26 protein-coding genes are annotated in these 26,688 nt (G+C 64.7%); 13 read left to right on the top strand and 13 right to left on the bottom strand.

Annotated elements, in window-relative coordinates; translation table 11 throughout:
* Positions 1-8: 8 nt before the first annotated feature.
* A complete protein-coding gene (locus JQ572_RS02645) occupies positions 9-575 on the bottom strand; it encodes a hypothetical protein (protein ID WP_249128864.1) in 567 nt (188 codons plus the stop codon).
* 225 nt (positions 576-800) lie between these two features.
* Between JQ572_RS02645 and JQ572_RS02640 the strand changes: the two genes are divergently transcribed.
* The 6 genes from JQ572_RS02640 to JQ572_RS02615 all read left to right on the top strand — a co-directional run bounded on the left by JQ572_RS02640 (position 801) and on the right by JQ572_RS02615 (position 6,407).
* The gene (locus JQ572_RS02640) at positions 801-1,019 is read left to right on the top strand and encodes a hypothetical protein (RefSeq protein ID WP_249128796.1); all 219 of its coding nucleotides are present in this window, start codon (positions 801-803) and stop codon (positions 1,017-1,019) included.
* A 324-nt stretch (positions 1,020-1,343) separates the two neighbouring features.
* A complete protein-coding gene (locus JQ572_RS02635) occupies positions 1,344-2,495 on the top strand; it encodes an ATP phosphoribosyltransferase regulatory subunit (protein ID WP_211381419.1) in 1,152 nt (383 codons plus the stop codon).
* A gap of 3 nt (positions 2,496-2,498) precedes the next feature.
* Positions 2,499-3,476 carry an ATP phosphoribosyltransferase gene (hisG, locus tag JQ572_RS02630; protein ID WP_211381418.1) on the top strand — a complete coding sequence of 326 codons (978 nt, stop codon included), beginning with the start codon at positions 2,499-2,501 and terminating at the stop codon, positions 3,474-3,476.
* A gap of 87 nt (positions 3,477-3,563) precedes the next feature.
* Complete coding sequence (locus JQ572_RS02625) at positions 3,564-4,610, top strand: glycosyltransferase family 2 protein (RefSeq protein ID WP_211381417.1); 1,047 nt, start codon at positions 3,564-3,566, stop codon at positions 4,608-4,610.
* On the top strand, positions 4,607-5,452 hold the full coding sequence (locus JQ572_RS02620; RefSeq protein WP_211381416.1) for a ChbG/HpnK family deacetylase: 846 nt from the start codon (positions 4,607-4,609) through the stop codon (positions 5,450-5,452). Before JQ572_RS02625 ends, JQ572_RS02620 begins: the two co-directional genes overlap by 4 nt.
* 127 nt (positions 5,453-5,579) lie before the next feature.
* Positions 5,580-6,407, top strand: coding sequence for a DUF2076 domain-containing protein (locus tag JQ572_RS02615; RefSeq protein ID WP_211381415.1), 828 nt, complete (start codon positions 5,580-5,582; stop codon positions 6,405-6,407).
* Positions 6,408-6,478: 71 nt separating this feature from the next.
* Here JQ572_RS02615 and JQ572_RS02610 read toward each other — a convergent pair whose 3' ends face one another.
* Positions 6,479-7,276, bottom strand: a complete 798-nt coding sequence (locus JQ572_RS02610) for a L,D-transpeptidase (protein ID WP_211381414.1) — start codon at positions 7,274-7,276, stop codon at positions 6,479-6,481.
* Positions 7,277-7,594: 318 nt separating this feature from the next.
* On the opposite strand from JQ572_RS02610, the gene JQ572_RS02605 reads away from it, so the two are divergent.
* The gene (locus JQ572_RS02605) at positions 7,595-8,377 is read left to right on the top strand and encodes a protein phosphatase CheZ (RefSeq protein WP_211381413.1); all 783 of its coding nucleotides are present in this window, start codon (positions 7,595-7,597) and stop codon (positions 8,375-8,377) included.
* A gap of 95 nt (positions 8,378-8,472) precedes the next feature.
* On the opposite strand, the gene JQ572_RS02600 is transcribed toward JQ572_RS02605, so the two are convergent.
* Positions 8,473-8,994 (bottom strand): hypothetical protein, encoded by a 522-nt coding sequence (locus JQ572_RS02600; RefSeq protein WP_007596953.1) that lies wholly within the window; start codon positions 8,992-8,994, stop codon positions 8,473-8,475.
* A 316-nt stretch (positions 8,995-9,310) separates the two neighbouring features.
* On the opposite strand from JQ572_RS02600, the gene JQ572_RS02595 reads away from it, so the two are divergent.
* The 3 genes from JQ572_RS02595 (at position 9,311) to JQ572_RS02585 (ending at position 12,823) form a co-directional block, all read left to right on the top strand.
* Positions 9,311-9,607, top strand: coding sequence for a co-chaperone GroES (locus tag JQ572_RS02595; protein WP_211381412.1), 297 nt, complete (start codon positions 9,311-9,313; stop codon positions 9,605-9,607).
* Positions 9,608-9,777: 170 nt separating this feature from the next.
* Complete coding sequence (groL, locus tag JQ572_RS02590) at positions 9,778-11,409, top strand: chaperonin GroEL (protein ID WP_211381411.1); 1,632 nt, start codon at positions 9,778-9,780, stop codon at positions 11,407-11,409.
* 202 nt (positions 11,410-11,611) lie between these two features.
* A complete protein-coding gene (locus JQ572_RS02585; protein WP_211381410.1) occupies positions 11,612-12,823 on the top strand; it encodes a hypothetical protein in 1,212 nt (403 codons plus the stop codon).
* Between the two features lie 139 nt (positions 12,824-12,962).
* Here JQ572_RS02585 and JQ572_RS02580 read toward each other — a convergent pair whose 3' ends face one another.
* Entirely contained in the window at positions 12,963-13,361 is a 399-nt protein-coding gene (locus JQ572_RS02580) for an META domain-containing protein (RefSeq protein ID WP_211381409.1), read from the bottom strand.
* Positions 13,362-13,503: 142 nt separating this feature from the next.
* A complete protein-coding gene (locus JQ572_RS02575; protein ID WP_211381408.1) occupies positions 13,504-15,168 on the bottom strand; it encodes an L-lactate permease in 1,665 nt (554 codons plus the stop codon).
* 311 nt (positions 15,169-15,479) lie between these two features.
* Between JQ572_RS02575 and JQ572_RS02570 the strand changes: the two genes are divergently transcribed.
* Positions 15,480-17,243, top strand: a complete 1,764-nt coding sequence (locus JQ572_RS02570; RefSeq protein ID WP_211381407.1) for an ABC transporter ATP-binding protein/permease — start codon at positions 15,480-15,482, stop codon at positions 17,241-17,243.
* Between the two features lie 225 nt (positions 17,244-17,468).
* Here the strand turns inward: JQ572_RS02570 and JQ572_RS02565 are convergent, their stop codons facing one another.
* The 5 genes from JQ572_RS02565 to JQ572_RS02545 form a co-directional block, all read right to left on the bottom strand.
* Positions 17,469-18,479, bottom strand: coding sequence for a TorF family putative porin (locus JQ572_RS02565; RefSeq protein ID WP_211381406.1), 1,011 nt, complete (start codon positions 18,477-18,479; stop codon positions 17,469-17,471).
* Positions 18,480-18,883: 404 nt separating this feature from the next.
* Entirely contained in the window at positions 18,884-19,270 is a 387-nt protein-coding gene (locus tag JQ572_RS02560) for a histone (protein ID WP_211382389.1), read from the bottom strand.
* A gap of 91 nt (positions 19,271-19,361) precedes the next feature.
* Positions 19,362-20,669, bottom strand: coding sequence for a glycolate oxidase subunit GlcF (gene glcF, locus JQ572_RS02555; RefSeq protein ID WP_211381405.1), 1,308 nt, complete (start codon positions 20,667-20,669; stop codon positions 19,362-19,364).
* Complete coding sequence (locus JQ572_RS02550; protein ID WP_211381404.1) at positions 20,666-21,904, bottom strand: FAD-binding protein; 1,239 nt, start codon at positions 21,902-21,904, stop codon at positions 20,666-20,668. The genes glcF and JQ572_RS02550 overlap by 4 nt, the downstream gene beginning before the upstream one ends.
* A 73-nt stretch (positions 21,905-21,977) precedes the next feature.
* A complete protein-coding gene (locus tag JQ572_RS02545; RefSeq protein WP_211381403.1) occupies positions 21,978-23,471 on the bottom strand; it encodes an FAD-linked oxidase C-terminal domain-containing protein in 1,494 nt (497 codons plus the stop codon).
* A 275-nt stretch (positions 23,472-23,746) separates the two neighbouring features.
* On the opposite strand from JQ572_RS02545, the gene cycA reads away from it, so the two are divergent.
* A complete protein-coding gene (gene cycA, locus JQ572_RS02540; RefSeq protein WP_094894834.1) occupies positions 23,747-24,142 on the top strand; it encodes a cytochrome c-550 CycA in 396 nt (131 codons plus the stop codon).
* Positions 24,143-24,160: 18 nt separating this feature from the next.
* On the opposite strand, the gene JQ572_RS02535 is transcribed toward cycA, so the two are convergent.
* Positions 24,161-25,117, bottom strand: a complete 957-nt coding sequence (locus JQ572_RS02535; RefSeq protein WP_211381402.1) for an alpha/beta fold hydrolase — start codon at positions 25,115-25,117, stop codon at positions 24,161-24,163.
* A 326-nt stretch (positions 25,118-25,443) separates the two neighbouring features.
* Between JQ572_RS02535 and JQ572_RS02530 the strand changes: the two genes are divergently transcribed.
* A complete protein-coding gene (locus JQ572_RS02530) occupies positions 25,444-25,626 on the top strand; it encodes a hypothetical protein (RefSeq protein WP_211381401.1) in 183 nt (60 codons plus the stop codon).
* A 12-nt stretch (positions 25,627-25,638) separates the two neighbouring features.
* On the opposite strand, the gene JQ572_RS02525 is transcribed toward JQ572_RS02530, so the two are convergent.
* Both JQ572_RS02525 and JQ572_RS02520 read right to left on the bottom strand, forming a co-directional pair.
* Positions 25,639-25,899, bottom strand: coding sequence for a hypothetical protein (locus tag JQ572_RS02525; RefSeq protein WP_211381400.1), 261 nt, complete (start codon positions 25,897-25,899; stop codon positions 25,639-25,641).
* A gap of 125 nt (positions 25,900-26,024) precedes the next feature.
* A complete protein-coding gene (locus JQ572_RS02520) occupies positions 26,025-26,666 on the bottom strand; it encodes a tetratricopeptide repeat protein (protein ID WP_211381399.1) in 642 nt (213 codons plus the stop codon).
* Positions 26,667-26,688 lie beyond the last annotated feature (22 nt).

Raw genomic sequence — 26,688 nt, 5'->3', positions numbered from 1 at the left:
CCTGCCGTTTACTTCGCTTTCCTTGTAGACGCGGTGCCTTTGGCGGCGAGCAGATCATCCGGCCCGTTGATTCCGGCGCGCCTGAGATCCCGAAGCAGCTTCGTCAGCAGCAGCATGTTGGTCTTCTGCAGTTCGTGATTGTTTCCGAACCTGAATGCGTTCTGCTCGGTCACGATGAGGCCGGCCTTGGTCTCGGCGAGAATTTTCCGCCTCTTGAGTCCCGTCACGCGACGGCGAACTGTCTCGAGTGGCAGGCTGAGGAAGCGAGAGAGTGCCGCACGAGAGACCCCTTGCTTGATGACATCCGGCTCGACCGCATGAATGCTGGAAAACCTCTCGTCCAACGACGGATCGTTCATCACACCTATGACGTTCGCATTGAGAATCGCATGAACGATCAGAAGGTCCAGCGGATCGAACTCGTCGTAATGCCGGAAAAGCTCGCTGATCGAAAACAGCATATAGGCAAGCGTGTGTCGCGAGACCGTCCGGATAGCATCTGAAGTATTGAGCATGAATCGGAAACCAGCATTCATCTTGTAAACGACGGCAGCGGCGGGCGGATCACCCTGCATACCCAAAATGAGTATGCGACGACTTGCCTATCGTCCTCAATTTCTCATTGTGAGGCTGGCCTGCAGTTCCAGGCGCATCGAGGCGCGTTGGCCAGACAATTTCGCGACCGGCCGAGCGACTGACCGTCGCATGCCTGCCTGCCGAAACTCCGACGCGCGACCACCGTATCCAGTTACTTCGATGATGCCGCCATTCGGCTGGCAGTTGCGCAGGACGACATGGCCATGGACGAGGATCTCGTATTCGAGATGCGGCGACGCGAGGAATTGCGATTGATCAGAGCATTTCTCGGCATAACCGACCCGAGCAAGCGGCAGAGAATCCTCAAACTGACAGAGCAGCTCGCGGATGAGGCCATCCCCGACGCGGCAGGACTCGCCTTCGCCTCGCCCGAGACATCGCTTGGCGAAGCGCCCGAAGACATCGCTGGACGGCCTGAATAAGGAGGGTATGTCGCTGGGGTGGCCGATCGACTTCCCGGCCCAAACCAGGAAGGGACCAGGCGACGGCAATATGGTATTTAAATACCTCTAATGGCCGTCACGAAGAGCAAGGCTTTGCGATTTGGCTGCCGAACGGTCCGGAAGCTTGAGGGCCCAAGTCCGCTCAGTCACGTCGAAGCCATCGGCAACGCGATGAAAAATCCGGGAAGCCGACCGTTAAGCGATTGATCCTTTGGAGGTCGAAACCGCTTTCGGGCCATGCTAAGGGCTGCGCCAACTCTCGCCCTTGCCTGCCCGGTTCCGCCCGGGACGATGGACCCTGTCATGACCGCGACTGCCACCTCAAATGCTGCCGGCTCCGCCGCCTGGGCGGATACGCTGCTGCTGTCGTTCGCGCAGGCCGGCTATGTCAGGGCCGAGCCCGCGATCCTGCAGCCGGCCGAGCCATTCCTGGATCTCTCCGGCGAGGACATCCGCAAGAGCCTGTACCTGACCACGGACCTCTCCGGCGAGGAGCTCTGCCTGCGCCCGGACCTGACCATTCCGGTTGCGCGCGATTACCTCGCCTCCGGCCGCGCCGGCCAGCCGGCCGGATTCAGCTATTTGGGGCCGGTCTTCCGATACCGCAGCGGACGGACCAGCGAGTTTCTTCAGGCCGGCATCGAATCATTCGGCCGGCAGGACCGCGCAGCGGCCGATGCCGAGATGCTGGCGCTGGCGCTCGAGGCAACCGCCGCCTTCGGCGTCCGTGACGTGGAGATCCGCACCGGCGACGTGGCGCTGTTCAACGCGCTGCTCGACGCGCTCGACCTCTACCCGGTCTGGCGCCGCCGCCTGGTCAAGGATTTCAACCGCAAGATCAGCCTGGAGCAGGACCTGGGGCGGCTGGCGGCCGCAACCACCGCGACCCGCAGCGAGTATGAGGGTGTGCTCGCAGCGCTTGCCGGCTCCGACCGCAAGGCGGCGCTCGCCTTCGTCACCGATCTGATGTCGATCGCCGGCACCACCAATGTCGGCGGCCGCACCACGGCCGAGATCGCCGACCGCTTCCTCGAGCAGTCGACGCTGAAGGGCGGCGCGCTGCCGCGCGAGGCGATCGCGGTGCTCAAGCGCTTCCTGTCGATATCGGGCAATCCCGACGACGCAGTCGCCGAGCTGCGCGCGCTCACCAATGATGCGAAGCTCGACCTCAGTGCCGCCATCGACCAGTTCGAAAGCCGGGTCGGGTTCATGGCCGCGCGCGGCATCGATGTGAAGGGAACCCGCTTCTCGACCGCGTTCGGACGGGGCCTGGACTATTACACCGGCTTCGAATTCGAGCTGCATCACCGCGGCAACGGCGCCGAGCCGCTGGTCGCCGGCGGCCGCTATGACGGGCTGATGACCCAGCTTGGATCGGCCGAACCGATCCCCGCGGTTGGTTTCTCGGTCTGGGTGGATGCGCTGACCCGGATCGGCCGCAAGGTGGGAGCTTAAGTCATGAGCGCGCCATTCGTTCTGGCCGTTCCCTCCAAGGGCCGCCTTCAGGAAAATACCGAGGCCTTCTTCGCCCGTGCGGGCCTCAAGCTGTCGAAGGCCGGTGGCGCCCGCGACTATCGCGGCACCATCGCAGGTCTCGACAATGTCGAAGTCGCCTATCTCTCGGCGAGCGAAATCGCATCGCAGCTGTCCCGCGGTTTCGCGCATCTCGGCGTGACCGGCGAGGATCTGGTGCGCGAGACCATCGCCGATGCCGACCAGCGCGTGTCCCTGATCGAGGGCCTCGGATTCGGCTACGCCGACGTCGTCGTCGCGGTGCCGCAGGCGTGGATCGACGTCCGCACCATGGCCGACCTGGACGACGTCACCACCGGCTTTCGCGAGCAGCATCACATGCGGATGCGGGTCGCAACCAAGTTCATCAACCTCACCCGCTCCTTCTTCCAGAGCCATGGCATCACCGATTACCGCATCGTCGAAAGCACCGGTGCGACCGAAGGCGCGCCGGCGGCCGGTGCCGCCGAGCTGATCGTCGACATCACCACCACGGGCGCGACGCTCGCCGCCAACGGCTTGCGGGTGCTCGACGACGGCGTGATGCTGCGCAGCCAGGCCAATCTGGTCGCTTCGAAAGACGCCGACTGGTCGCCGCAGGCGCGGGAGACCGCGCGTATCATCCTCGATCACATCGCGGCACGGGCGCGGGCCAACAAATATCGCGAGGTCCGGACCCGCTTCAAACAGTGCGACGCCGCCCTGCTTGGCGAAGCCCACAGCCGGTTCGGCGTCGAGACCCCGTTCGGCGGGCCGACCTCGTCGGGCATGCTCACGCTGCACTGCCCGCCCGGGCAGCTCTATGCGCTGGCGAGCTTCCTGCGCGAGCATGGCGCCGAGACCGTCTCGGTGGTTTCGCTCGACTACGTCTTCGACCGGGAGAACCCGCTGTTCGCCAGGCTCGAGGCGTTCCTGCGGCAGTGAGCCCCAGGTTCGTTCAGCGTAGCGACAGCAAACGGCAGCTACCATATGCTGTTGTGAAGACTTTGAACGCCTCTGGGACCTCGATCGATGACGCTGGGCTCTGACGTTTCCGGCATGACGACCACCGCAGCCAGCGCCGCCGCGAAGGGGCTGTCGATTGTCGTCCCCGTCTACAACGAGGCGGCGGGCCTCGCCGGCCTGCACCAGCGGATCTGCGAACTCGCCAGGACCTTGCGGCAGCGCTATCGGCTCGCTTGCGAGATCGTCTATGTCGACGACGGCAGCGCGGATGCGACGCTGTCGATTGCACGCACCCTGCCGGCCGACGCGCTCGACGTCCAGGTCGTCTCGCTGTCGCGCAATTTCGGCAAGGAGGCGGCGCTGATGGCCGGCCTCGACCATGCCCGCCTCGGCGCCGTGATGTTCATGGACGGCGATGGCCAGCATCCGCCTGATCTGGTCGAGCAGCTGGTGCGGCACTGGATCGAGGACGGCTACGACGTCGTTTATACCGCCAAGGCGCATCGCGACAACGAGCCCTTCCTGCGGCGGCTCGCCGGACGGGGTTTCTACGCGCTGATCAATTGGGGCGCGCGCCAGAAGATTCCCGAGGACGCCGGCGACTTCCGCCTGCTGTCGCCGCGCGCCGTCGCAGCCCTCCGGCAGCTGCCGGAACGCAATCGCTTCTTCAAGGGGCTGGCGAGCTGGATCGGCTTCCGCCAGATCCGCGTCGACTACGAGCCCGCGCCCCGCACCCATGGGGTGACGACGTTCAGCGCCGCGCGTCTGCTGGGCCTCTCGATCGAAGGCGTGACCTCGTTCTCGGTGGCGCCGCTGCGCTTTGCCAGCCTGCTCGGCGTGATCCTCGCCGGCGGCGCCTTCCTGTTCGGCCTCTCGATCCTCTGGGAGGTCTGGACCACCGGCAAGCAGGTGCCCGGCTATCCCTCCCTCGTGATCGGCCTGATGACCATCGGCGGCGTGCAGCTCATCATGATCGGCATCGTCGGCGAATATATCGGCAAGATCCTTTCCGAGCTGAAGGCACGCCCGATCTACTTCGTCGCCGAGCACAGCGAAAAGCATTTCGAGACCGACAAGGCCGACGACGCCTCGAAGAGGACGGCGGCCGAATGAGCGCGGCCGCGGAGCTGCGGCGGATCTGGCTCTGCGCCGACGATTACGGCATCAGCCCGGGTGTCAATCGCGCCATCCGCGACCTGATCGAACGCGGCCGCCTCAACGCCACCTCGGTCATGATGGTGGGCCCGGCAATCGAGCGCGGCGAGGTCGAGGCGCTTCAGGCTTCAGCGAAGACAAATCCGCGCTGCGCGATCGGACTGCACGTGACGCTGTCGGCGCCGTTTCGGCCGCTCACCATGCATTTCCGTCCACTCGACGGCGACATGTTTCTCCCGTTTCCGAAGTTGCTGCGCGCAGGCCTGACGCGAAGGCTCGACCGCGAATTCTTTCGCAACGAGGTCAAGGTGCAGCTGGCGGCGTTCGCGGAGGCGTTCGGACGCGTGCCCGATTTCATCGACGGCCACCAGCATGTGCAGCTGTTTCCGCAGGTGCGCGACGGCTTTGTCGACGCGGTCAGCGAGATCGCGCCAAAAGCCTGGGTGCGCCAGGGCGGCCGTGACCTGCCGCTGGCGCAGCGACTTGCCTCGCCGAAGGCGCTGGTGCTCGACATTCTCAGCGCGCAGTTTCGCCGGCGCGCCGGCGACGCGGGCCTCGGTTTCAATCCCGGTTTCGCCGGCGCCTATGATTTCACCCGCGCCGCCGATTTCGGCGAGTTGATGCGGCAATTCCTCGAAGGCCTGCCGGATGGCGGCCTCGTGATGTGCCATCCCGGCTTCGTCGACGACGTCCTCACCGGCCTCGACCCGATGACGGATGTCCGCGAACGCGAGCACGCCTATCTCGCCGGCGATGCCTTCGCGCGCCTGCTGACGGACAGCGGCGTCACGCTGGGATGAAACCGGCGGAAAGCAGGCCTTGCGAGGCAGCTTGTCGCATACCGAAATTTAATCCAGCCGGCACTGTTGGGGCCACAATGGAACCCTACATCTGCCTCGCGCTTGTTTTGCGCGATGGAGACAGATCATGACGCCGCAGGAACGCCAGCTCGTCGACGAGCTTTTCGACCGGCTTTCTAAACTGGAAAATGCACCGCGCGATCCCGATGCGATCGCCGCCATCTCCGACGGGCTGCGCAAGGCCCCCGGCGCGATCTACGCGCTGGTGCAGACCGTATTGTTGCAGGATGAAGCGCTGAAGCGCGCCCATGCCCGCATTCAGGAGCTGGAGGCGGGGCACGCGCCCGAGCAGGCGCAGTCCGGCGGCTTCCTGGATACGATGCGCGACACGCTGTTCGGCGGGGGCCCGTCGCGCGGCTCGGTTCCGAACGTGCCGCCGCGCGACGCGCGGCCGGTCTGGAACAGCGGCCAGGCGATGCAGCAGTCCCAGCCCGGTTATGGCCAGCCGCCCTATGGGCAGGCTTACGGTCAAGGTCCAAATCAAGGTCCGGGTCAGGGCTATGGCGCCCCGCCGGTCGGCGGTGGCGGCGGCTCGTTCCTCGGCACGGCGGCGGCAGCCGCGGCCGGCGTCGTCGGCGGCTCGCTGCTGCTCTCCAGCATCCGCGGCATGATGGGCGGATCGCACCAGCAGGCCTTCGGCGACACCAATGCCTTGGGCGATCGCAGCCCCTGGAGCGGCAGCGACCAGTCGGGCGGCTCGCTCGCGCGCGATGCCGGCCTCGACGACATCGGCTCTAGTCGGGACCGCGGGGATGCTTCCCGCCAGGGCTTTGCCGACCAGGCGTCGAACGACGACCGGAATTACAACGATCAGAACGACAACGGCGACGATAACGTCGACCTCGCCGACGACAGTGATTTCGGCAATGACGACGGCGGCAGCGATTACGCCTGACGCTTTTATCCCTGCGCCAAACGAGAACGGCCGCCGATGAGGCGGCCGTTCCTGTTTCGAGCGCGATGCGCCTACATCACCACGACCCTGGTGCCGACATTGACGCGGCCGTAGAGATCGATGACGTCCTCGTTGCGCATGCGGATGCAACCGGAAGAAACGTTGGTGCCGATGGTCCAGGGCTCGTTGGAGCCATGGATGCGGTAAAGCGTGGAGCCGAGATACATCGCGCGGGCACCGAGCGGGTTTTCCGGGCCGCCTTCCATGTGTCTCGGCAAATCGGGACGACGCGCGATCATTTCCGCCGGAGGCGTCCAGTCCGGCCATTCGCGCTTGGCCGTGATCGATTTCACGCCGGACCAGGTGAAGCCGGGACGCCCCACGCCGATGCCGTAGCGCATCGCGCGGCCGTTGCCCTCGACCAGATAGAGGAATTTGTTCGGCGTATCGACCACGATCGTGCCGGCGCTTTCGTTGCCGCTATAGTCAACGGATTGTTTCTCGAATCTCGGATCGAACTGACGCTGGCGCGGGTCGACCGCGTCCTGCTGAATTGCCCCCTGGACTTGCGGCTCGCCCATCGGCGGCAGGCGGCGCTGGTCGTAATAGCCGGGCTGTTGCTGATACACCGGCTGCTGCGGTGAGTAGGCCGGACCGCGGCCCGGACCGTCACCGAACAGGAACTCGATGAAGCCGCCGCCCATGTTCGCATTGGAGGCGACGCGCACCGACGCCGGCGGCACCTGCGGCTGGTAGAGCACCGCGGGCGGATCGTTCGGCACCGTGTTGTCGAAGGCGCTGGCGCGATCGGCGCCGGCAATGAAGGTGCAAGCGCCGCCGAGCAGCGCCACAGACATTTTCTTGAACATCGACGTACTCTGTACTGTTTCGTCTAGATCACACGCGTCGTGGCGAGCTGATGGCTGATCCGCACGCCCCGCGACGTGGTCAATAAAAAGCAAAAGCCGTTTTGTTTGGTAAACGAAAGCGGCATTTGGATTCACCACGTCGCCAGCAGCGGTGCAATTCGGCGATCAGCGTTTATTTTCGGTGAATGCCGCGCGCCCATGGTTAATTGCTTCTTTGCGCGCCGTCGCGCGACGCAGCACAACAGTTCCTGCTGTGAACTTCGTGTTAAATCGCTTCTGCCTACAAAGACGCGTGAATGAGGTGGGGGGAGTATCCTGATGGCTGTTCACCGCAAACGTTTTCGTGTCGAAGATATCGTCGGTGGCGAAATGCCAATCCTTGACGTAACCGAAGAGGCAATGCCGATGCACAGCGAGATCATGGCCGAGTTGCGTGCGATCCGCGCACAGATGGCGAAGGGCACCCCTGTCCCGCTGTCCGGCAGCGCCGCCATGGCCGCGATCGATGCCTCCACTGCCCACGAGCTCTCCGAAGCCCGCACCATGCTCGATACCTACCGGGCGCAGATCGAGCAGTGCGAAAAGCTGAAGGTCGAGCTCGACCTCATCCACGACGCCATCGACCGTACCAAGCGCGAGATCGCGACACTGCACGGCAAGAGCTTCGACGGCGGCGAAATGGCCAAGGTCAATGGCGAGCTCGGCGCGGTCGTCGGCGGCACCGAACAGGCGACCCAGCAGATTCTCGAAGCCGCCGAGTCGATCGACCAGGCGGCCAGCGCGATGTCCAAGGTGCAATCGGCCGACCAGCAGAAGCGTCTCGCCGACGACATCCAGGAGCGCGTCATCTCGATCTTCGAAGCCTGCAACTTCCAGGACCTGACCGGCCAGCGCATCAGCAAGGTCATGACCACGATGAAGTTCATCGAGCAGCACATCAACGCCATGATGGAGATCTGGGGCGGCGTCGACGCGATCAAGGCCCACGTGCCGGCCCCGGTCGATTCCCGCAGCGAGGACGAGAAGCTCCTCAACGGCCCCAAGCTCGCCGGCGACGTCGGCCACGCCTCGCAGGACGACATCGACGCGCTGTTCGACTGAGCGGACGCGGCAGAGTGAAAAACAAAACGCCGGCGCGAGCCGGCGTTTTTTTGGGCGTCATTGCGCCATGACGCGTGGTGAGAGCCCAGCCCCGATCACGCCCTCGGCGCGCAGCGGACGTAGACCATGTTGCCGTAGCGGGTGGCGGCGTCCTTGTCGATGAAGCGGGTGATCAGGACGCGGCCGTCGAAGGAGACGATCTCGCGGTCCTGCTCGCCGGGCGTCGGGCCGGCAGGCCCGATATAGTTCTTGCCGCTGGGCGAGCCCTTCAGCCGCAGCTCCTGCGGTGTCGCCTGGTCGGCCAGATGCATGATCACGCCGCCGGAGGAACCGGCGGTGATCACGTAGGGATTTTTGCACTGGGCGCGGGCGGCGGCCTCGGTGCGGGCGCGGTCGGCCGGGTTCTGGAACGAGGCGAGACCCCAGCGTCCGACGATCTCGTCGGCGCGGATGCTCGCCGGCATTTCCGGACCGGTGCCGGGCTCGGCTTCGGGCGGCGGCGAGGATGACGAGAAGGACGGCAGGCTCATGCCGCCGCCGCAGGCGCCCAGCAACAGCGCCAGACAAGACGCGGCCGCCAGATTGGCGACCGTGCGCGCGTGAGCCGAACTGATCATGGCATTCCCCCGAACAAGACCATGGCCGCACCCCTTCCGCAGCCAAGCGCAAAACCGCCGCCTGAGCAATGACGTCCTTTGATACGCCGGCGCCCCGAACAAGTTTCCAATACCACCATCCTATATCCGCCTCACCAATCGCTTAACCACCTTTGCTTGACAGGATCGCGGCCAAGCCATATTTCCGAGCCCACTATTAGCACTCGGAAAGCCCGATTGCTAAGCGCGCCGTTTGATCCTCGGGGAGAGGGTGGACGGACAGCGCCGCCCCACCCACTTCCGCTAGTTCCGAAGCGAGCCTCCAAAGGGAAACGTCATGGCTAAATCCAAATTTCGTCCGCTGCATGACCGTGTCGTGGTCAAACGTATCGACGCCGAGGAAAAGACCAAGGGGGGCATTATCATTCCGGACACCGCCAAGGAAAAGCCGTCCCAGGGCGAAGTCGTCGCCGTCGGCCCCGGCGGCCGCGACGAGGCCGGCAAGCTGATTCCGATCGACCTGAAGGCCGGCGACCGCGTGCTGTTCGGCAAGTGGTCGGGCACCGAGGTCAAGATCGACAACGAGGATCTCCTGATCATGAAGGAGTCGGACATCATGGGTGTCCTGGCCTAAGGCCGCCAGCCTGAACCGCCGCTGAATGCGCCGCTGTCGTGCCCGGGCTTGCCCCGGGCATCCATCATTCTTCGCCGGGTGATGGATTGCCGGGACAAGCCCGGCAATGACGAAGAGAGCGCGCCGCAGCACGAACAAGACACATCACGAAACACGAGGGTTTGCAGACCATGGCTTCCAAAGACGTCAAATTTTCCGGAGACGCGCGCGATCGCATGCTGCGCGGCGTCGACATTCTCGCCAACGCCGTCAAGGTGACGCTCGGCCCGAAGGGCCGCAACGTTCTCATCGAGAAGAGCTTCGGCGCGCCCCGCATCACCAAGGACGGCGTCACCGTCGCCAAGGAGATCGAGCTCGAGGACAAGTTCGAGAACATGGGCGCGCAGATGCTGCGCGAGGTCGCTTCCAAGACCAACGACACCGCAGGCGACGGCACCACCACCGCGACCGTGCTGGCCCAGGCCATCGTGCGCGAAGGCGCCAAGGCGGTCGCCGCCGGCATGAACCCGATGGACCTCAAGCGCGGCATCGACATCGCGGTCGCGTCCGTCATCAAGGACATCGAGAAGCGCGCCAAGCCGGTCGCTGCCTCCTCCGAGGTCGCCCAGGTCGGCACCATCTCGGCCAACGGCGATGCCGCCATCGGCAAGATGATCGCCCAGGCGATGCAGAAGGTCGGCAACGAGGGCGTCATCACCGTCGAGGAGAACAAGTCGCTCGTCACCGAGGTCGACATCGTCGAGGGCATGAAGTTCGACCGCGGCTATCTGTCGCCCTACTTCGTCACCAACCCCGAGAAGATGCTCGCCGAGCTCGAGGACGCCTACATCCTCCTGCACGAGAAGAAGCTGTCGGGCCTGCAGGCCATGCTGCCGGTGCTGGAAGCCGTGGTGCAGTCGGGCAAGCCGCTCGTCATCATCGCCGAGGACGTCGAGGGCGAGGCACTGGCCACCCTGGTCGTCAACCGCCTGCGTGGCGGCCTCAAGGTCGCCGCCGTCAAGGCGCCGGGCTTCGGTGATCGCCGCAAGGCCATGCTCGAGGACCTCGCGATCCTCACCGGCGGTCAGCTCATCTCCGAAGAGCTCGGCATCAAGCTCGAGAACGTCACGGTGAAGATGCTGGGCCGGGCCGGCAAGGTGGTGATCGACAAGGAGAACACCACGATCGTCAAGGGCGCCGGCAAGAAGCCGGAGATCGAGGCCCGCGTCGGCCAGATCAAGGCCCAGATCGAGGAGACCACCTCCGACTACGATCGCGAGAAGCTGCAGGAGCGCCTCGCCAAGCTCGCCGGCGGCGTCGCGGTGATCCGCGTCGGCGGCGCCACCGAGATCGAGGTCAAGGAGAAGAAGGACCGCGTCGAGGACGCCCTCAACGCCACCCGCGCCGCGGTGCAGGAAGGCATCGTCCCCGGCGGCGGCGTCGCGCTGCTCCGCGCCAAGAAGGCCGTCGGCCGTCTCACCAACGCCAATGCCGACGTCCAGGCCGGCATCAACATCGTCTTGAAGGCTCTGGAAGCCCCGATCCGCCAGATCTCCGAGAACGCGGGCGTGGAAGGCTCGATCGTCGTCGGCAAGATCCTGGAGAACAAGTCCGAGACCTTCGGCTTCGACGCCCAGACCGAGGACTATGTCGACATGGTCGAGAAGGGCATCATCGATCCCGCCAAGGTGGTCCGCACCGCGCTCCAGGACGCCGCCTCCGTGGCCGGCCTCCTGGTGACCACCGAGGCCATGGTCGCCGAGACGCCGAAGAAGGAAGCTCCGCCCGCCATGCCGGGCGGCGGTGGCATGGGCGGCTTCTAAGGCCCATCCCTTCCATTACAATCATGCGAAGGCCGCCTCCGGGCGGCCTTCTTTTTTACCGATCATGGAAGGAGCTTTCCGATTCAACCGGCGGCCAAAACCCACTACGGTGACGCGCCGATTCTAAATTTTGAGCATGATCGGTTCGGAAAACCGCTTCACACTTTTCCGGATCATGCTCCCTTCCCCGGGGATTTCGTCGATGCGCGCGCTTCTGGTCTGCTCCACCGCCCTTCTGGCGGCCCTGCTTGCGATTTCGCCCGAGGTCGCATCCGCCCAGATGAAGCTGTCGCCGAAGGCCACGGCCCCGGGCGGAACCGAGACGCGCTATTTCACCTCGATCGACGGGCTGATGGACGGCAACGCCGACGTGATCCTGAAGGAGACGCGGCAGGGCAAGACGGTCACCGCAGCCGTGCTCGACGTCTGCTATCCCGTCGCGAAGAATTCCGATCGCAAGGACCGCTTCGTCGTCAATCTCCAGGTCTCGGGCCAGAACCTGACCGGCACGACGCAGAGCCTCGGCGAGAAGGCGCCCGTCACCGTCAAGCTGCTGCGCAAACAGGCCGGGGACTCGTTCGAATTCCGCGGCCAGATCGCGATCGGCCAGGCCGTGACCGAGGTCACCTCGCCCGACAATTCGGACCTCAGTGAAAAAGAGTTTCTGGACAACCAGACCTCCGACGACGGCATCACGCCGCAGCCAAAGGACTTCACCGACGTCTCGCCCGAAGCGATCGCGGTCAAGGTCAAGCTGGAGGCCGCGAACGAGTTCCTGAAGAGCCTGAAGGGCCAGGAGGTCGAGGTGACGCTGGCGAGCCTGACCGTGGGCTGCGATGCGCTGCGCGCCGGCGAGCAGACCATCAACATCTCGGTCGATCCGGAGCGCGCGGCAGCGCTGCTGGCAAAATTCAAGGCGATGCCCGGCGTCACCGCCGCGGGCTGGACCGCGGGCATGACCGAGATGGACCGCACCATCCGCATTCCCGCCGCCGACTGGCGCGACGGCGAAAGGATCAACCGCGACAAGCTCGCATCCGCCGTCGCCGGCGTGCTGAGCAGGACGCTCGCGGCAAAGCCGGTCTCGCAAGGCTTCAACCCGGCCACGGGCAGGCTCAAGCTGGTCTTCAAGCGGCCGAACCAGGATTTCCCGGCACTCGAGCTCACCGACACGATCGAGGTTGCCGGCCTGGTCTCGCCCGACAAGCCCGGCACGACCGACAAGCTCATGCTCTGGATCGGCAGCCCCTCGACCACGACCGCCGACGAGAGCAGCGGCGCCAAGCTCAATCTGTCGGACGATGCGACCGCCGACGAGGAAGCCGATCAGCCCGACGACAACGGCTCGGTCGAAGCGCTCGCCAAGGAGCTGAAGGGCCAGCGCTGGGACGCCGACAAGTCGGTGTGGAAATAGGCTCTCGTGCCCCGGACGAAGCGCTGCGAGCCGGGCCCAGAAGCCGCACGCGAGATCGAGGATAGACAACCGGGTCCCGGCTCTGCGGCGCATCGCTCTCGCGCTGCGCCTTGTCCGGGACACGAGAGCGAGACCTAGATTAATTTCCGTTGACGCGAAAGCGCAGCGGCTTGGGGCCGAGAAGCGTGAGCACGTCGCCCTGACGCTTCCAGGTCTCGACGCTGCCGAGGGCTGCGACGAGATCGTCGTCGGCCTGCGCCCTTGCCGACGGGCAGGCGCGGTCCTGGATCTGGCCGGGGACGAAGATCACGGTGTTGCCGGCGACCGAGAACTGGCCCTTGCCGCCCTTGCACCAGAGCTCCAGCACGACTTCGCCGTTGTCGCCGATCTCGATGTTCGGAATCCGCTTCGAGCCCGGCTGCGGCAGCGCCTCCAGCGTCATCTCGGTGCCGAACGGAAAACCGTCCTCCGCACGCGCGAGCGTGGACATCGCGAGCATTGCAACCGCTGCACACACCAATCGCTTGAGCGAAACCATGAGACCTCTCGACCGACCCGATTTGCCGCACCTTCTATAAGACGGCGGCGCCGTTGAGAAGGTTCGCCGGCCTCGAACGCAAAAATCCCCGCGAGGACAACCCGCGGGGATTTGATTTGCATCGAAGCCGGGACGCGGCCTGCTACTTCAGGACCATCGCCGTGAACGGATAGATATAGGCCTGCAACGTCACGAGCACACCGACGAGACAGGCCAGCACGATCGAGTGCCAGAACACGAAGCGCAGGATGGTGCCCTCATGGCCGTACCAGTTGGTGGCCGTGGAGGCGACCACGATCGACTGCGCGTCGATCATCTTGCCCATCACGCCGCCGGACGAGTTCGCCGCGGCCATCAGAATCGGCGACAGGCCGAGTTGCTCGGACGTGATTTTCTGAAGGTTGCCGAACAGGATGTTCGACGACGTATCAGACCCCGTCAGCGCCACGCCAAGCCAGCCGAGCAGCGTGCCGAAGAAGGGATAGAGCACGCCGGTTGCGGCGAAGGCGAGGCCGAGCGTGGCGTCGACACCGGAGAGCCGCGTCAGCGTGCCGATCGCGAGCATCGCCGAGATCGTGATCAGCGAGATCGCGCACAGCCGGATGGTGCGGCCGTACTGGGTCACAAGTTGGCTGGGACCGACGCCCATCAGGAAGCCGGAGATGATCGCGGCGATCAGCATGCCCGTGCCGGTGAAGGACAGGTAGGTGAAGCCGAACACCGCGCTCTCTTTCGTCGGCCCTGGCGCGACCGGCGGCATCTTGTTGATCATCTGATGCAGCTCGGGAACGGGGTAGTTCCAGGTGAAGATCGAATTCGCCCAGGTCTTGAAGCCGCCGTTGCCCCAGATCAGCATCACGATACAGACGATGATCCAAGGCAAAAGCGCGCTGAACAGCTCGCTCTGCGTGAGTGGCGTCTTGTCGAGCGGTTTTGCCCCGGCCATGGTGGAGGTCGATTCATCATTGCCGCGCAACGCAGGCGACAGCCAGAGCTGCTTCGGCTGCCAGACCTTCAGGAAAAGGATCAGCGCACCCATCGAGATCAGCGACGCGCCGATATCGACGATCCAGGGATTGATGTAGTTCGAGATCACGAATTGCGGGATCGCGAATGATACGCCGGTGACGAGAATCGCCGGCCAGACGTCCTTCATGCCTCTCCAACCGGCAAAAGCCCATATCACCCAGAACGGCACGATCAGCGAGAAGAACGGCAGCTGCCGTCCGACCATCGCGCCGAGGATGTAGGGATCGAACCCGGTAACCGAGGCAAGACCCTGGATCGGCGTGCCCAGCGCGCCATAGGCGACCGGCGCGGTGTTGGCGATCAGCGACAGGCCGCTTGCCGCAAGCGGCGAGAAGCCGAGGCCGATCAGAACGGCGCCCGTGATTGCCACCGGCGTGCCGAAGCCCGATGCACCCTCGAAGAAGGCACCGAAGGAGAATGCGATCAGCAGCAATTGCAGCCGCCGGTCCTCGGTGACGCCGCCGATCGCGCGCTTGAGGAGTTCGAAGCGCCCGGTCGACACGGTCACCTGGTAGAGGAAGATGACGTTGAGAACGATCCAGCCGATCGGGAAGAAGCCGGTGACGATGCCCAGCACCGATGCGCGGATCGACATGTTGGCCGGCATGGTGAAGACGAAGATCGTGATCAGATTGGCCACGATCACGGCGATGACGGCGGCAATATGGGCCTGGACGCGGCCGCTCGCGATCAGCACAAGCAGTGTGACGACAGGGATGGCCGCCGCGATCGTCGACAGCACAGGGCTGTGCAGCGGATCATAGACTTGATTCCACATGGTCTTCCTCCCCACGCATATGTAAGGCAGGCGGCCCGCGTGGACAGCCGATCCTGCTTGACGCAGAAGGATAACCCCCGAGCCGAACGCGAATTCCTCGCGACTGCAGCGGTTCCCGTCCGCTCACAAGCTCGCGAAATCCCGGAGGCCCCCACCCCGCGCCCTCGAAGCCCATGCTAGGGTTGCAAGCTGCGACAAGCCAACGCAAATTGCAGAATTTGCGACTTTAGTCTAAGCGCGCCGATTTCAGCCATTGCCTCAACCATTTGGCTCCGGGCATTTGTGCACATCCCCGCAGGAGATTCAGCTCTGTGAAGAACATCATCGCCACCCTCGCGATCGTCTGGCGAATCGCCGCTCCCTATTTCCGGTCGGAAGACAAATGGGCCGGGCGCGGCCTGCTCGCCGCCGTCATCGCAATGGAGCTGGCGCTGGTCGCGATCGACGTGCTGGTGAACCAGTGGCAGAACCGGTTCTACACTGCGCTCCAGAGCAGCGACTGGGATGCCTTCGTCACACAGATCTGGATCTTCGTCGGCCTCGCCTTCACCTTTATCGCGCTGGCCGTCTACAAGCTCTACCTGAACCAATGGCTTCAGATCCGCTGGAGGCAGTGGCTGACCCGGCACTATCTGGGCGAATGGCTGCAAGACGCTACGCATTACCGCATGCAGCTCAAGGGCGATGCGGCCGACAACCCCGACCAGCGTATCACCGAGGACGTCAAGAACTTCGTCGAGCAGACCCTGACGATCGGGCTCGGCCTGCTCTCGTCGATCGTGACGCTGTTCTCCTTCGTCATCATCCTCTGGGGCCTGTCCAACGCCGCACCGCTGCACCTGTTCGGCCGCGATCTGATGATTCCCGGCTATCTGTGCTGGGGCGCGCTGATCTACGCAATCTTCGGCACCGCGCTGACGCACTGGATCGGCGCCCCGCTGGTCAACCTCAATTTCGAGCAGCAGCGCTATGAGGCCGACTTCCGCTTCAACCTCGTTCGCGTGCGCGAGAACTCCGAGCAGATCGCGTTGCTCAAGGGCGAAGGCGCCGAACGCTCGCGCCTGCTCGATCGCTTCGGCTTCGTGATCGGCAATTGGTACGCCATCATGAGCCGGACCAAGCGCCTCACAGCGTTCACGGCGAGCTATCAACAGGCCGCCGTGATCTTCCCCTACGTGCTGGTCGCGCCGGCGTTCTTCGCCAAGAAAATCCAGCTCGGCGACATGATGCAGACCGCATCCGCCTTCTCCAGCGTGCAGGGCGCGCTCTCGTTTTTCGTCACGGCCTACCGGTCGCTGGCGGAATGGCGCTCGATCGTCGCGCGTCTCGACGGCTTCGAGATGTCGGTCGATTCGGCCGCGCACCTGCCGGCGCATGAGCCGGCCATCACCCTCGAGGCCGCTGACGGCGGCCGCACTATCGGGCTCGATCAGCTCTGTGTGAACCTGCCCAACGGCACCCCGCTGGTCGCCGCCGACGCGTTCACCGTCCAGGCCCCGGAGCGGGTGCTGGTGACCGGGCCGTCGGGCTCCGGCAAGTCGACACTGTTTCGCGCCATCGCCGGCATCTGGCCGTTCGGCACCGGCACCATCGTCATTCCCGAGAAGGCGAAGCTGATGATGCTGCCGCAGCGTCCCTACTTCCCGGTCGGCATATTGCGTGATGCCGTGGTTTATCCCGCCGCTCCTGGCGCATTCGAGGCCGCCAGGATCCGGGATGCGCTGATCGCGGTCGGGCTGCCCGACCTTGCCGAACGACTCGAGGAGGACGGTCACTGGAACCGGATGCTGTCGCTCGGCGAGCAGCAGCGCCTCGGGCTCGCCCGCGCGCTGCTGCATGCGCCCGACTATCTGTTCCTGGACGAGGCCACAGCGTCTCTGGACGAGCCCTCCGAGGCCCGGCTGTACCGGCTGCTGGCGGAGAAGCTGCCGCAGGCCACCATCGTCTCGATCGGCCACCGCTCGACGCTCGACGCCTTCCACAGCCGCAAGGTAACGATGGTGAAGAGCGGCGCGATCCACATTCTCGGTGACGGCAGCGCGCCGGCCGAGAAGGAGCCGAGCGTGGCGCGCTGAGGCGCGAGCGGCGGCGCGGAGGTCGCGGCCCATCCTTCGAGACGCCCGCCTTCGGCGGGCTCCTCTGGATGAGATCTGTCCTTGCTGCGAAATCCGAGTCCCTCATGGTGAGGAACCCGCCGAAGGCAGGCGTCTCGAACCATGCAGGCCGAGCACCGCTGCACCCCAAAGCAAAAGGGCGGCAGGTTGACCTGCCGCCCTCATCAAATCGCTTCGGAAAGAAGCTTACTTCAGGTTGCTCATCGCCGTCAGGTCGAACGACAGCTTGGCGATACCGGTGGCACCGCACCAGTTGGAGCCGACGCCGGACGGATTGATCGGCGTCAGGTAGGTGCCGGTCGAAGCGGTCAGGTTGCCGCGAGCCGAGAAGTCGCTGGTGAAGGCGTTGCAATCACCCTTGGAAAGGTCGGTGTCGGAGTAGCGCAGGTCCAGCGTGGCAACCTTGTAGGTGAAGCCGATGCCGATGTTCCAGGTGTTGTAGTCGGCGTACTTGATGCCGTTCGGGAACGCCGGGACGCCGTAGAAGCTGTCGGAGGTGCCGAGCCACTGACGGCCGAACTCACCCGACACATACATGCCGACGCCGCTCGCACCGAAGATCGTGGGGGGCGCGATGTACTTGCCGACGACCGAAGCGTAGTTGCCCCAGGCACCCGAGTTCAGATAGCTCGGGGTGTAGTATTCGGTGAAGCCGAACGACCAGTTGTCGTTCACCGTGTAGGTGCCCTTGCCGTAGACTTCGAAGAAGCTCAGGTCCTTCTTGATCACGTTGGTGTTCAGCAAGGCCTTCTCGGCGCAGTCAGCGCCCTGGAAGTTGCCGGCGTTGTCGATGCCGGTGCCGCCGAAGTAGCAGGTGCCGCCCGGATACAGGTAGCCCCAGACACCGATGTCGAACGCGAAAGCGCCGAAGGTCGGGCGGATACCGCCGTAGATGTCGATTTCGCCGGCGGCGCGGTTCGGGAAGGAGATGCTCTCACCGGACACGCCGATGTAGAGCTGGAGGTCCTTGGTGACGTTATAGCGCGGCTCGAAATAGGCCGCGACCGACGGCTTGTGGTTCGACTGGGTGATACCGCGGAAGACGTAGTCGCTCATGATGGCGCCGCCGAAGGCGACATCCCAGGGGTCGAAGGCGGGCGGCGGCGGAGCCTTCATTGCCTTCACAGGCATGTCTGCCGCGAAAGCCGAACCCGTCACCATTGCCAGCGCCGTTGCCAACAAAGCCACTTTTTTCATTTCGATCCCCATCACCAGTTCTTACCCAGTCGGTATCCCGGAAGCCCCCCGGGGCGTACGACCTGTCTGCAAAATTGCGTTACTGCGACAATCTGTATTGAGGGATGCAAACCGTGAAGCAAAAAACACGGGCATCTGCCGACTTTTTAGGCGTTATGGCGATTTCAAGAAAGGTTGTCAGCCTGTGTGGCTTCTCGATCACATTTTCTGCATCCTGAAGGGCACTCGGAGACCGGGTTAGTACGGTGACAGGCGGTACCGTGTTCCGCGCGCCACGAATCAAGGCTGGCGCCGTGGATGACGGCGTAGCCGCCATGCAAAAGGGCCGCAGCGTCGCCGCCGCGGCCCTTTTGTTGTCGATCATGGCCGTTGAATTCGTGCCGGCCTTTGGCCTGGCTTTGAGCCTAACCTTGCCCCTCGGCCGGCGTCGGTTCCGCAGAAGACGAAGGCATCGCCCAGCTCGTCTCGGCGGCAGGCTCGGGAGCCGGAGCTGCCACCGGCGCTGACGGCTTCGGCGCGGAAGCTGCCTTCGCCTTCTTCGCAGCCGCTTTCTTCGCAGCCTTCTTGGCGGCCTTCTTAGGGGCAGCCTTCTTGGCCGACTTCTTGGCGGCCTTCTTCGGCGCGGCCTTCTTCGCGGATTTCTTTGCAGCTTTCTTGGCAGCTTTCTTGGCAGACTTCTTCGCGGACTTCTTGGCTGCCTTCTTCGCGGTCTTCTTCGCGGTCTTCTTCGCCGCTACAACCTTCTTGGCCTTTTTGGCCTTCTTGCTTTTTTTCTTCTTCGCTTTTGCCATCGTGGTCCTCCTGTTGCCGCCGAACCATGGTCGATTGGGCGTCTTTCCGCCGCCATCTCCGGACGAAAGCTCAGCCTTCAAAAGCTCAGCCTTACGCCGGTCGCGACCCGCCCGTAGCCCAATCGAGGAGCTCAATCGTGTGTACGACCGGAACTGACGTGCCACTGGCAATCTGCACCATGCATCCGATATTGCCAGCGGCAATCATGTCCGGCTTGACGCTCGCGATGTTGGCGACCTTGCGATCGCGCAACCGGCCCGCAAGCTCGGGCTGGAGAATGTTGTAGGTCCCCGCCGAACCGCAACACAAATGGCTCTCCGGCACATCTTTCACCACGAATCCATTCTTGGAAAGCAATTCTTTCGGAAGGCCCGTGATTTTCTGGCCATGCTGCAACGAACACGCGGAGTGATAGGCGACGACGATGTTGTCTTGTCGTGCGACCGGCTCCAATCCGAGACCGGCGACGTATTCGGTGATGTCCTTGGCAAGCGCAGACACCTTCGCGGCATCGGCCGCGAAGACTTGATCCTCGCGCAGCAGGTAGCCGTAGTCCTTGATCACGGTGCCGCAGCCGGACGCCGTCACCAGGATGGCGTCGAGCCCCTCGCCTGCCGCTTCCTTCCGCCACGCCGTGACATTGGCGCGAGCCCGCGCCAGCGCATCGTGGTCGTTGCCGAGGTGATGGGTCAGCGCGCCGCAGCACTGCTCGTCCCTGACCAGGACGACTTCGATGCCGTGGCGCGTGAGGAGACTGATGGCGGCCTGGTTGATGCGCGGCGCCAGCACCTGCTGGGCGCAGCCCTGGAGCAGCGCGACCCGGCCGCGCTTCTTGCCGAGTGCTGCGAATACACTGCCGGCGGCGGGGCCCGGCGACGGCAGCCGGTCCGGCGCCAGCGCCAGCATCGCCTTGAGACGCTGGATCAGGCCGGGCGTGGCGGAGGGACGGGGCGTCGGCAGGAACAGGGCGAGCGGGCGGGCCAGCCGCGCCAGCCACATGCTGGCCCGGAAACGCCGCGGATCCGGCAGGACGAAGGCCAGCACCCGGCGCAGCAGCCGCTCGGTCAGCGGCCGCTGATAGCGCTGCTCGATCCTGACCCGGGCCTGGTCGACGAGGTGCATGTAGTTCACCCCGGAGGGGCAGGTCGTCATGCAGGCCAGGCACGACAGGCAGCGGTCGACATGCTTGACCACCTCGGCCGTCGGGGCCTGGTCCTTCTCCAGCATCTCCCTGATCAGATAGATGCGGCCGCGCGGGCTATCGAGCTCGTCGCCAAGCAGCACATAGGTCGGACAGGTAGCCGTGCAGAAGCCGCAATGCACGCAGGCGCGCAGGATCTTGTCGGCCTCCGCAATATCGGGATCGGCGAGCTGAGCGAGAGAGAATTCCGTCTTCATGCCGCAGCGCCCCGCGTCAGCCGTCCCCGGTTCAGGATGATCTTCGGATCGAAACTGGCGCGCACTCGCTCACTCAGCGCGGCAACGCCAGGCGCCTGTGGATGGAACACATCGACACCGCGCCTGACGTCCTCGGCCGCCCGGATCAACGTGGCGTGCCCGCCAGTCGCATTGGCGCGCTCGCGCACGGCGGAGGCGTGCGCGTCGCCATTCGGCGGCAGCGCCGCCCAGATCAGCCCGCCGCCCCAGTCATAGATCACCTCGCCGCCGGTCTCGCGCGCCAGTTGCGTCCCGAGCGCCGCGCCGGACGCCGGCGGACAGACGATCCGCCAGACCGGCCAGGCGCCAAGCGCACCGCTGGCCGCGAACGGCAGAACGTCGCGGACCGTAGCCCAAGCCGCAGCGGACGCGACGTCCTCGACCAGCGTCGCGGTTCCGAACGGGGCCAGCAATTCGCGCAGCGAGCCGGCACGGTGGGCGGCGGAGGCGGCAATGCCTTCGAGCCGCAGCATGGTCAACGCCTCGCCCTGGCCCGCGATATCGCCGAGGCCGTCGGTCCTGGTTCGGAACGCCGATTTCGGCAGGTGCGCGGCACCGGAGACGTCGAAGGGCGAGCCCAGCGCCGCCGTCATTGCCTTGTTGGCGGTGGCATCGTCGAGCCCGTGCAAGAGCAGCGTCCGCTCGGCCTCCGGCTTCGGCATCACCTTGAGCGTGACCTCGGTCATCACCGACAGCGTGCCCCAGGAACCGGCGAGAAGCTTGCACAGGTCGTAGCCGGTGACGTTCTTCACCACCTTGCCACCGGTCTTGAAGCTGTCGCCAAAACCGGACACGGCATGCGCCCCGAGCAGATGGTCGCGTGCCCCGCCCGCCCTGATGCGCCGCGGGCCGGCGAGGCCCGCCGCGATCATGCCGCCGATGGTGCCGAGCGCGGGCGCGCCGAGCAGCGGCGCCGTGTTCATCGGCTCGAAGGCGAATTGCTGGTTCTTGGCATCGATCAGCGACAGCACGTCGGCCAGCGGAGCACCGGCCTGGAGCGTGACGATGAGCTCGTTGGGCTCGTAGGAGGTGACGGCATTCAGTGCGGAGACGTCGAGCACGGCGTTGGTCGCCATGGCGTGGCCGATGCTGCGCTTGCTGCCATGACCGATGATCTCGAGCGGCTGCTCATTGGCAATCGCCGCGCGCACCACCTCTTCGACGTCTTTGGCGTCTCTGACCTTGAGCGTATCCACGACTGAGCGGGTATCCAAGTTTACAGGGGAAATCAAATTTGGCGTATTGCAGCGAAGGTGCAGCGATCGGCGCCTAGAACCGCGGAATATCAGGGAAAGCCAGCTTGCCGGCATGGACGTGCATGCGGCCGAGTTCGGCGCAGCGGTGCAGGGTCGGAAACACTTTTCCGGGATTGAGCAGGCCCTGCGCATCGAAGGCGCATTTCAGCCGCTGCTGCTGGTTGAGGTCGATCTCGGTGAACATCTCCGGCATCAGATCGCGCTTCTCGATGCCGACGCCGTGCTCGCCGGTGAGGACGCCGCCGAACTCGACGCAGGCGCGCAGGATGTCGGCGCCGAACGCTTCCGCGCGCTCGATCTCGCCTTCCTTGTTGGCATCGTAGAGGATCAGGGGATGCAGATTGCCATCGCCAGCGTGGAACACGTTGGCGCAGCCGAGCTGGTATTTTTCCGAGAGCTCGCGGATGCGCGCCAGCGCCTTGGGCAGCGCGCCGCGCGGGATGGTGCCGTCCATGCAGAGATAGTCTGGCGAGATGCGGCCCACGGCCGGGAACGCCGCCTTGCGGCCGGCCCAGAACAGATTGCGCTCGGCCTCCGAGGTCGATATCTGGCAGGTGGTCGAGCCGCAAGCGTTGGCGATTGTCTCGACGCGCGTGATCAGCTCGTCGACCTCGATCTTGGGACCGTCGAGCTCGATGATGAGGAGCGCCTCGACGTCGAGCGGATAGCCGGCATGGACGAACGCCTCGGCGGCGTGGATCGCCGGCTTGTCCATCATCTCCATGCCGCCGGGAATGATGCCGGCGCCGATGATCCGCGCCACGCATTCGCCGGCCGCCTCGACCTCGGCAAAGCCGACCATCAGCGCGCGCGCGGTCTCCGGCTTTTGCAGGATGCGCACCGTGATCTCGGTGATGACGCCGAGCAGGCCTTCGGAGCCGGTGATGACCCCCATCAGGTCGTAGCCGGAATTTTCGCACCCCTTGCCGCCGATGCGCAGGATCTCCCCGCTCATCAGCACGATCTCGCAACCCAGCACGTTGTTGGTGGTCATGCCGTATTTGAGGCAGTGCACGCCACCGGAATTCTCCGCGACATTGCCGCCGATCGAGCAGGCGATCTGCGAGGACGGATCGGGCGCGTAGTAGAAGCCGGCATGCGCAACCGCCTGGCTGATGGCAAGGTTGGTGACACCGGGCTCGGTGACGACGACCCGGTTGTCGAAATCGATCTCGCGGATGCGCTTGAACTTGCCGAGGCCCAACAGCACGCCGTCCTCGAGCGGCAACGCGCCGCCGGACAGCGAGGTGCCGGAGCCACGCGGCACCACCTTGATGCCCTGCCCGGCACAATATTTCAGGACGAGCGAAACCTGCTCGGTCGTGTCCGGCAGCACCACGACCATCGGCGGCTGCCGATAGGCCGTCAGCCCGTCGGATTCGTAGACCCGCATCTCGGAAGCGCTGTCGATCACGCCCTCGCCAGGCACGATTGCGCGCAACGCAGCCACGATCTCGGCGCGGCGCGCGAGCACGGCCTGGTCGCTGGCAGGCATCATGATGGCCATATCACACCCTTCATGGCATATCCTTCCGGCTGACGCCGGACGATCGAATTGTCGCGGCAAATCAACCACGTCCGGGGGTGTTTGGGTAGGCCATCCGAAAGTCGGAGCGGCGATCTTGCGCGAGTTCGCTCTGGGACAAGTAGGAAATCGTGAAACCTGTCATCGTTTGGCGGCTTGTCCAAGCCGGGCGGGCCTGCCAAAACCGGCAGGTCCGACGATTGCCGATCAGGCAAGCGACTGACCATACCTCCCAGGGAAGAGACGAAGAGCACCCGATGACAAAACTGATTTTCGGCGCACTGACGATCCTCACCGCGATTGCCACCGCACCCGCCGCGATGGCGCAGGATGCCGCGGCCGGCAAGACGTCGTTCAACAAATGCCTGGCCTGCCATGCGATCGGCGAAGGCGCCAAGAACAAGGTCGGCCCCGAGCTCAACGGCCTCAACGGCCGCAAGTCGGGCACCGCTCCGGACTACAACTACTCGGACGCGAACAAGAATTCCGGCATCACCTGGGACGAAGCCACGTTCAAGGAATACATAAAGGACCCCAAGGCCAAGATCCCCGGCACCAAGATGGCGTTCGCCGGCATCAAGAACGAGACCGAGATCAACAATCTCTGGACCTATGTGTCTCAGTTCGACAAGGACGGGAAGATCAAGCAGTAAGCGGGTGAACGGCGGCCGCTAATCGGCGGCCGCCTGCGCCGGGGCGATTTTGCCGATCATCGCCTCGATCTCGGTCTTCACGAGATCCGGCACGGCGTTCTGCACCATGTGGCCGAGGTCGGGCAGCACGATCAGCTTCGCATTCTGCACCGCCGCGGCAAACGGGCGCGCGTGAATGTCGGTCCTCACGGTCTTGTCGGGCTCGCCGGCGATGATCGTGACCGGCGCCGATATCTCGCCGTAGCGCGCGACTTGCGCGGCGACCGCTTCCTTCAGCGTCACGAGATCATAGGCGTTGGCGATGAACTCGCGCGGGCGCAGCAGCAGCGGCGTCGCGGAATCCTGCACGAATCCGTCAGGCATCATTTGCGGCAGGAAGACGTTGCGCGCGCCGGGCTCGCTCAGGAAATAGCCGAGCGGCAGGGTGATGGTGTAGGCGAGCAGCGGGCCGATCACCGGCGTTGCGATGATCTCGTTGTAGCGGCCGACGCCGCCGCGCCAGGGATGGGTGACGGGCGCGAGCATCACGAGGCCCGCGACGCGGCCGGGATGATCGAGCGCCAGCCGCGCGCCGAGCGCGCCGCTCCAGGAATGCACGACGAAGACGGCGCGGTCGATCCCGAGCTTGCCAAGCGCATCGCCGATCATCCGCGCTTGGACCTGTGGCGTCGAATCCTGCCGCCGCGCCCGCGTGCTCCAGCCGTGGCCGGGACGATCGATCAGGACGACGCGATGGTTCTTGGCGAGGAGGTCGCCGAGCGGGCGGCGCATCGCTTCGAGGTTGGAGCTCGCACCGTGCAGCATCACGATCGGCAGGCCCGAATCGCGCGGGCCGACATCGACGACGTGAAGCGTGGCGTCATCGACCTCGATCATCCGGCCCTGCGGTGGAAAGGCGCGTTGCACGGCGATGATTCCGGCCTGCGTGACCAGCGCCAGCAGAACCAGCGCCGTCACGACTGACATCACGATCATGGAGAGAATCCGGGCGATCCAGGGCACTTGGCAGTTACGCGGCTTGTGGGCGGCAGTTTCGCTCCATGGCACCAAGCGCTCCACCGAAATGCCGGGGCTGTGGATATGTGCATAATTCCAGCAGGAAAAACACAATAAAATCAATGGCGTCCTGAATCGCACGCCAGCCCCGGAACAGCTTCATGAGGTCGTCATCGCGGCTTCCATATAATCGCCACGGTCGGTTCCGCCATCTAGGCGCGGGTGGGCGCCGATCCTGCTTGCAGACCTCAGGGGATGCGGGAAAGGCCGGCAGGATTTGTCCTGATTTGAACCGGAGAATTTCGATGAGCTTCAGATCCAAAGACACTGCAATCGACGAGATCGTCGCAAGCTGCAACGGCGACCTGCGCGGTGCCGTGCGAGCGCTGCTGCTGATCAATGAGCATCTCGAAACCGAGCTTGCCAAGGCTTACGCCGCCGCCGCCGATCGCGGCCTCACCGAGCGCGGCACCAGCGTTCTGCACTAGGTCGCTGTCGACCTAGTTCGTACCGTCCTCGTCCTTTTCGTCGTCGGCGGTGACGGCGGGACAGGCGCGGATCGTCGAACGGGCAAGCCTGGCGTCGGCCTTCGACTTGTAGGGACCGTCTCCGAACCAGATATCGCCGATGATCACGGGATTGCTGGTCACGATGTCGCATTTGCCGGTGGCGCGGTTGCCGACCACCCAGAACAATCCGTCGGCGAAGCTCACCGAGCCCGACGCCAACAGCAAGCTACCTGCGAGAATCAAACGCTTCATGGCTGTTGCTCCTGCCATGCAGGTAGGCCTGCGGCGCTGCCGACAATAGTGCTTTCCGCGCGGCGCGTGTGATCGTGGTTAATCCGCACAGGCCACACTCGCTCAAGAAATGATCGACTTGTAGGCTAGATGTCGCGGCCTTCGACCTTCTCGGTCAGCGCCTTGACCTGGTCGGGGATCTTCTCGAGGTGCGGATTGACGGCGAGCGCCTTGCGATAGGCCTCGAGCGCGCGCTTCTCGTCGCCGACTTCCTGCATGATCATGCCGAGGCCCGCAAGCGCACCGAAATGGCGGGGCTCGCGGATCAGAACCTCGCGGATGTCGGCAAGCGAGCGGCCATAGTCGTTCTGCATGTAATAGAGCGTGGCACGCCGGTTCCAGGCCTCGATGTAGTCGGGCCTCAGCTTGATGACCGAATCCAGCAGCTTGATCGCGATGTCGATCTTCTTGGCGTCGACCGCGGTCCTGGCCCGCGCCATCAGCAACGACGCGGTGTCGCTCGGGGTGTGAATCCAGATCGCCCAGATCCGCGCCTCGACATGCTTGGCGCTGGCCTCGTCGGGCGCGGCTTTCAGCGCGCCGAACAGGAAATCAAGATTCTTGCTGCGGTCGACCTTGGGCAGCTTGGCCGGCGCCTCCGGGAGCTTCTTCTGCTCCTTGCCGGAAGGGGCCGGCAGTACTTTCTGCGCCAGGGCCGGCGTCAGGCCAGCGGCACCCATAACGAGGGCCAGCCACAGGGTGCGCGCGAACAGGAATCTCACTGCCATGGTCAAAGTCTAAACGCGTAAA

The organism is Bradyrhizobium sp. SZCCT0153 (genome assembly GCF_018129995.1).
GTDB lineage: Bacteria > Pseudomonadota > Alphaproteobacteria > Rhizobiales > Xanthobacteraceae > Bradyrhizobium > Bradyrhizobium japonicum_G.
The sequence above is the reverse complement of the archived record's forward strand: the minus strand, read 5'-3'. Positions and strand labels throughout refer to the sequence as shown.

Bases quoted from the DNA above. Each gene is read 5' to 3' on its own strand.
- JQ572_RS02645 (WP_249128864.1), bottom strand. From the start codon at position 575: ATGCAGGGTGATCCGCCCGCCGCTGCCGTCGTTTACAAGATGAATGCT.
- JQ572_RS02640 (WP_249128796.1), top strand. From the start codon at position 801: ATGGACGAGGATCTCGTATTCGAGATGCGGCGACGCGAGGAATTGCGA.
- JQ572_RS02635 (WP_211381419.1), top strand. From the start codon at position 1,344: ATGACCGCGACTGCCACCTCAAATGCTGCCGGCTCCGCCGCCTGGGCG.
- hisG (WP_211381418.1), top strand. From the start codon at position 2,499: ATGAGCGCGCCATTCGTTCTGGCCGTTCCCTCCAAGGGCCGCCTTCAG.
- JQ572_RS02625 (WP_211381417.1), top strand. From the start codon at position 3,564: ATGACGCTGGGCTCTGACGTTTCCGGCATGACGACCACCGCAGCCAGC.
- JQ572_RS02620 (WP_211381416.1), top strand. From the start codon at position 4,607: ATGAGCGCGGCCGCGGAGCTGCGGCGGATCTGGCTCTGCGCCGACGAT.
- JQ572_RS02615 (WP_211381415.1), top strand. From the start codon at position 5,580: ATGACGCCGCAGGAACGCCAGCTCGTCGACGAGCTTTTCGACCGGCTT.
- JQ572_RS02610 (WP_211381414.1), bottom strand. From the start codon at position 7,276: ATGTTCAAGAAAATGTCTGTGGCGCTGCTCGGCGGCGCTTGCACCTTC.
- JQ572_RS02605 (WP_211381413.1), top strand. From the start codon at position 7,595: ATGGCTGTTCACCGCAAACGTTTTCGTGTCGAAGATATCGTCGGTGGC.
- JQ572_RS02600 (WP_007596953.1), bottom strand. From the start codon at position 8,994: ATGATCAGTTCGGCTCACGCGCGCACGGTCGCCAATCTGGCGGCCGCG.
- JQ572_RS02595 (WP_211381412.1), top strand. From the start codon at position 9,311: ATGGCTAAATCCAAATTTCGTCCGCTGCATGACCGTGTCGTGGTCAAA.
- groL (WP_211381411.1), top strand. From the start codon at position 9,778: ATGGCTTCCAAAGACGTCAAATTTTCCGGAGACGCGCGCGATCGCATG.
- JQ572_RS02585 (WP_211381410.1), top strand. From the start codon at position 11,612: ATGCGCGCGCTTCTGGTCTGCTCCACCGCCCTTCTGGCGGCCCTGCTT.
- JQ572_RS02580 (WP_211381409.1), bottom strand. From the start codon at position 13,361: ATGGTTTCGCTCAAGCGATTGGTGTGTGCAGCGGTTGCAATGCTCGCG.
- JQ572_RS02575 (WP_211381408.1), bottom strand. From the start codon at position 15,168: ATGTGGAATCAAGTCTATGATCCGCTGCACAGCCCTGTGCTGTCGACG.
- JQ572_RS02565 (WP_211381406.1), bottom strand. From the start codon at position 18,479: ATGAAAAAAGTGGCTTTGTTGGCAACGGCGCTGGCAATGGTGACGGGT.
- JQ572_RS02560 (WP_211382389.1), bottom strand. From the start codon at position 19,270: ATGGCAAAAGCGAAGAAGAAAAAAAGCAAGAAGGCCAAAAAGGCCAAG.
- glcF (WP_211381405.1), bottom strand. From the start codon at position 20,669: ATGAAGACGGAATTCTCTCTCGCTCAGCTCGCCGATCCCGATATTGCG.
- JQ572_RS02545 (WP_211381403.1), bottom strand. From the start codon at position 23,471: ATGGCCATCATGATGCCTGCCAGCGACCAGGCCGTGCTCGCGCGCCGC.
- cycA (WP_094894834.1), top strand. From the start codon at position 23,747: ATGACAAAACTGATTTTCGGCGCACTGACGATCCTCACCGCGATTGCC.
- JQ572_RS02535 (WP_211381402.1), bottom strand. From the start codon at position 25,117: ATGATCGTGATGTCAGTCGTGACGGCGCTGGTTCTGCTGGCGCTGGTC.
- JQ572_RS02530 (WP_211381401.1), top strand. From the start codon at position 25,444: ATGAGCTTCAGATCCAAAGACACTGCAATCGACGAGATCGTCGCAAGC.
- JQ572_RS02525 (WP_211381400.1), bottom strand. From the start codon at position 25,899: ATGAAGCGTTTGATTCTCGCAGGTAGCTTGCTGTTGGCGTCGGGCTCG.
- JQ572_RS02520 (WP_211381399.1), bottom strand. From the start codon at position 26,666: ATGGCAGTGAGATTCCTGTTCGCGCGCACCCTGTGGCTGGCCCTCGTT.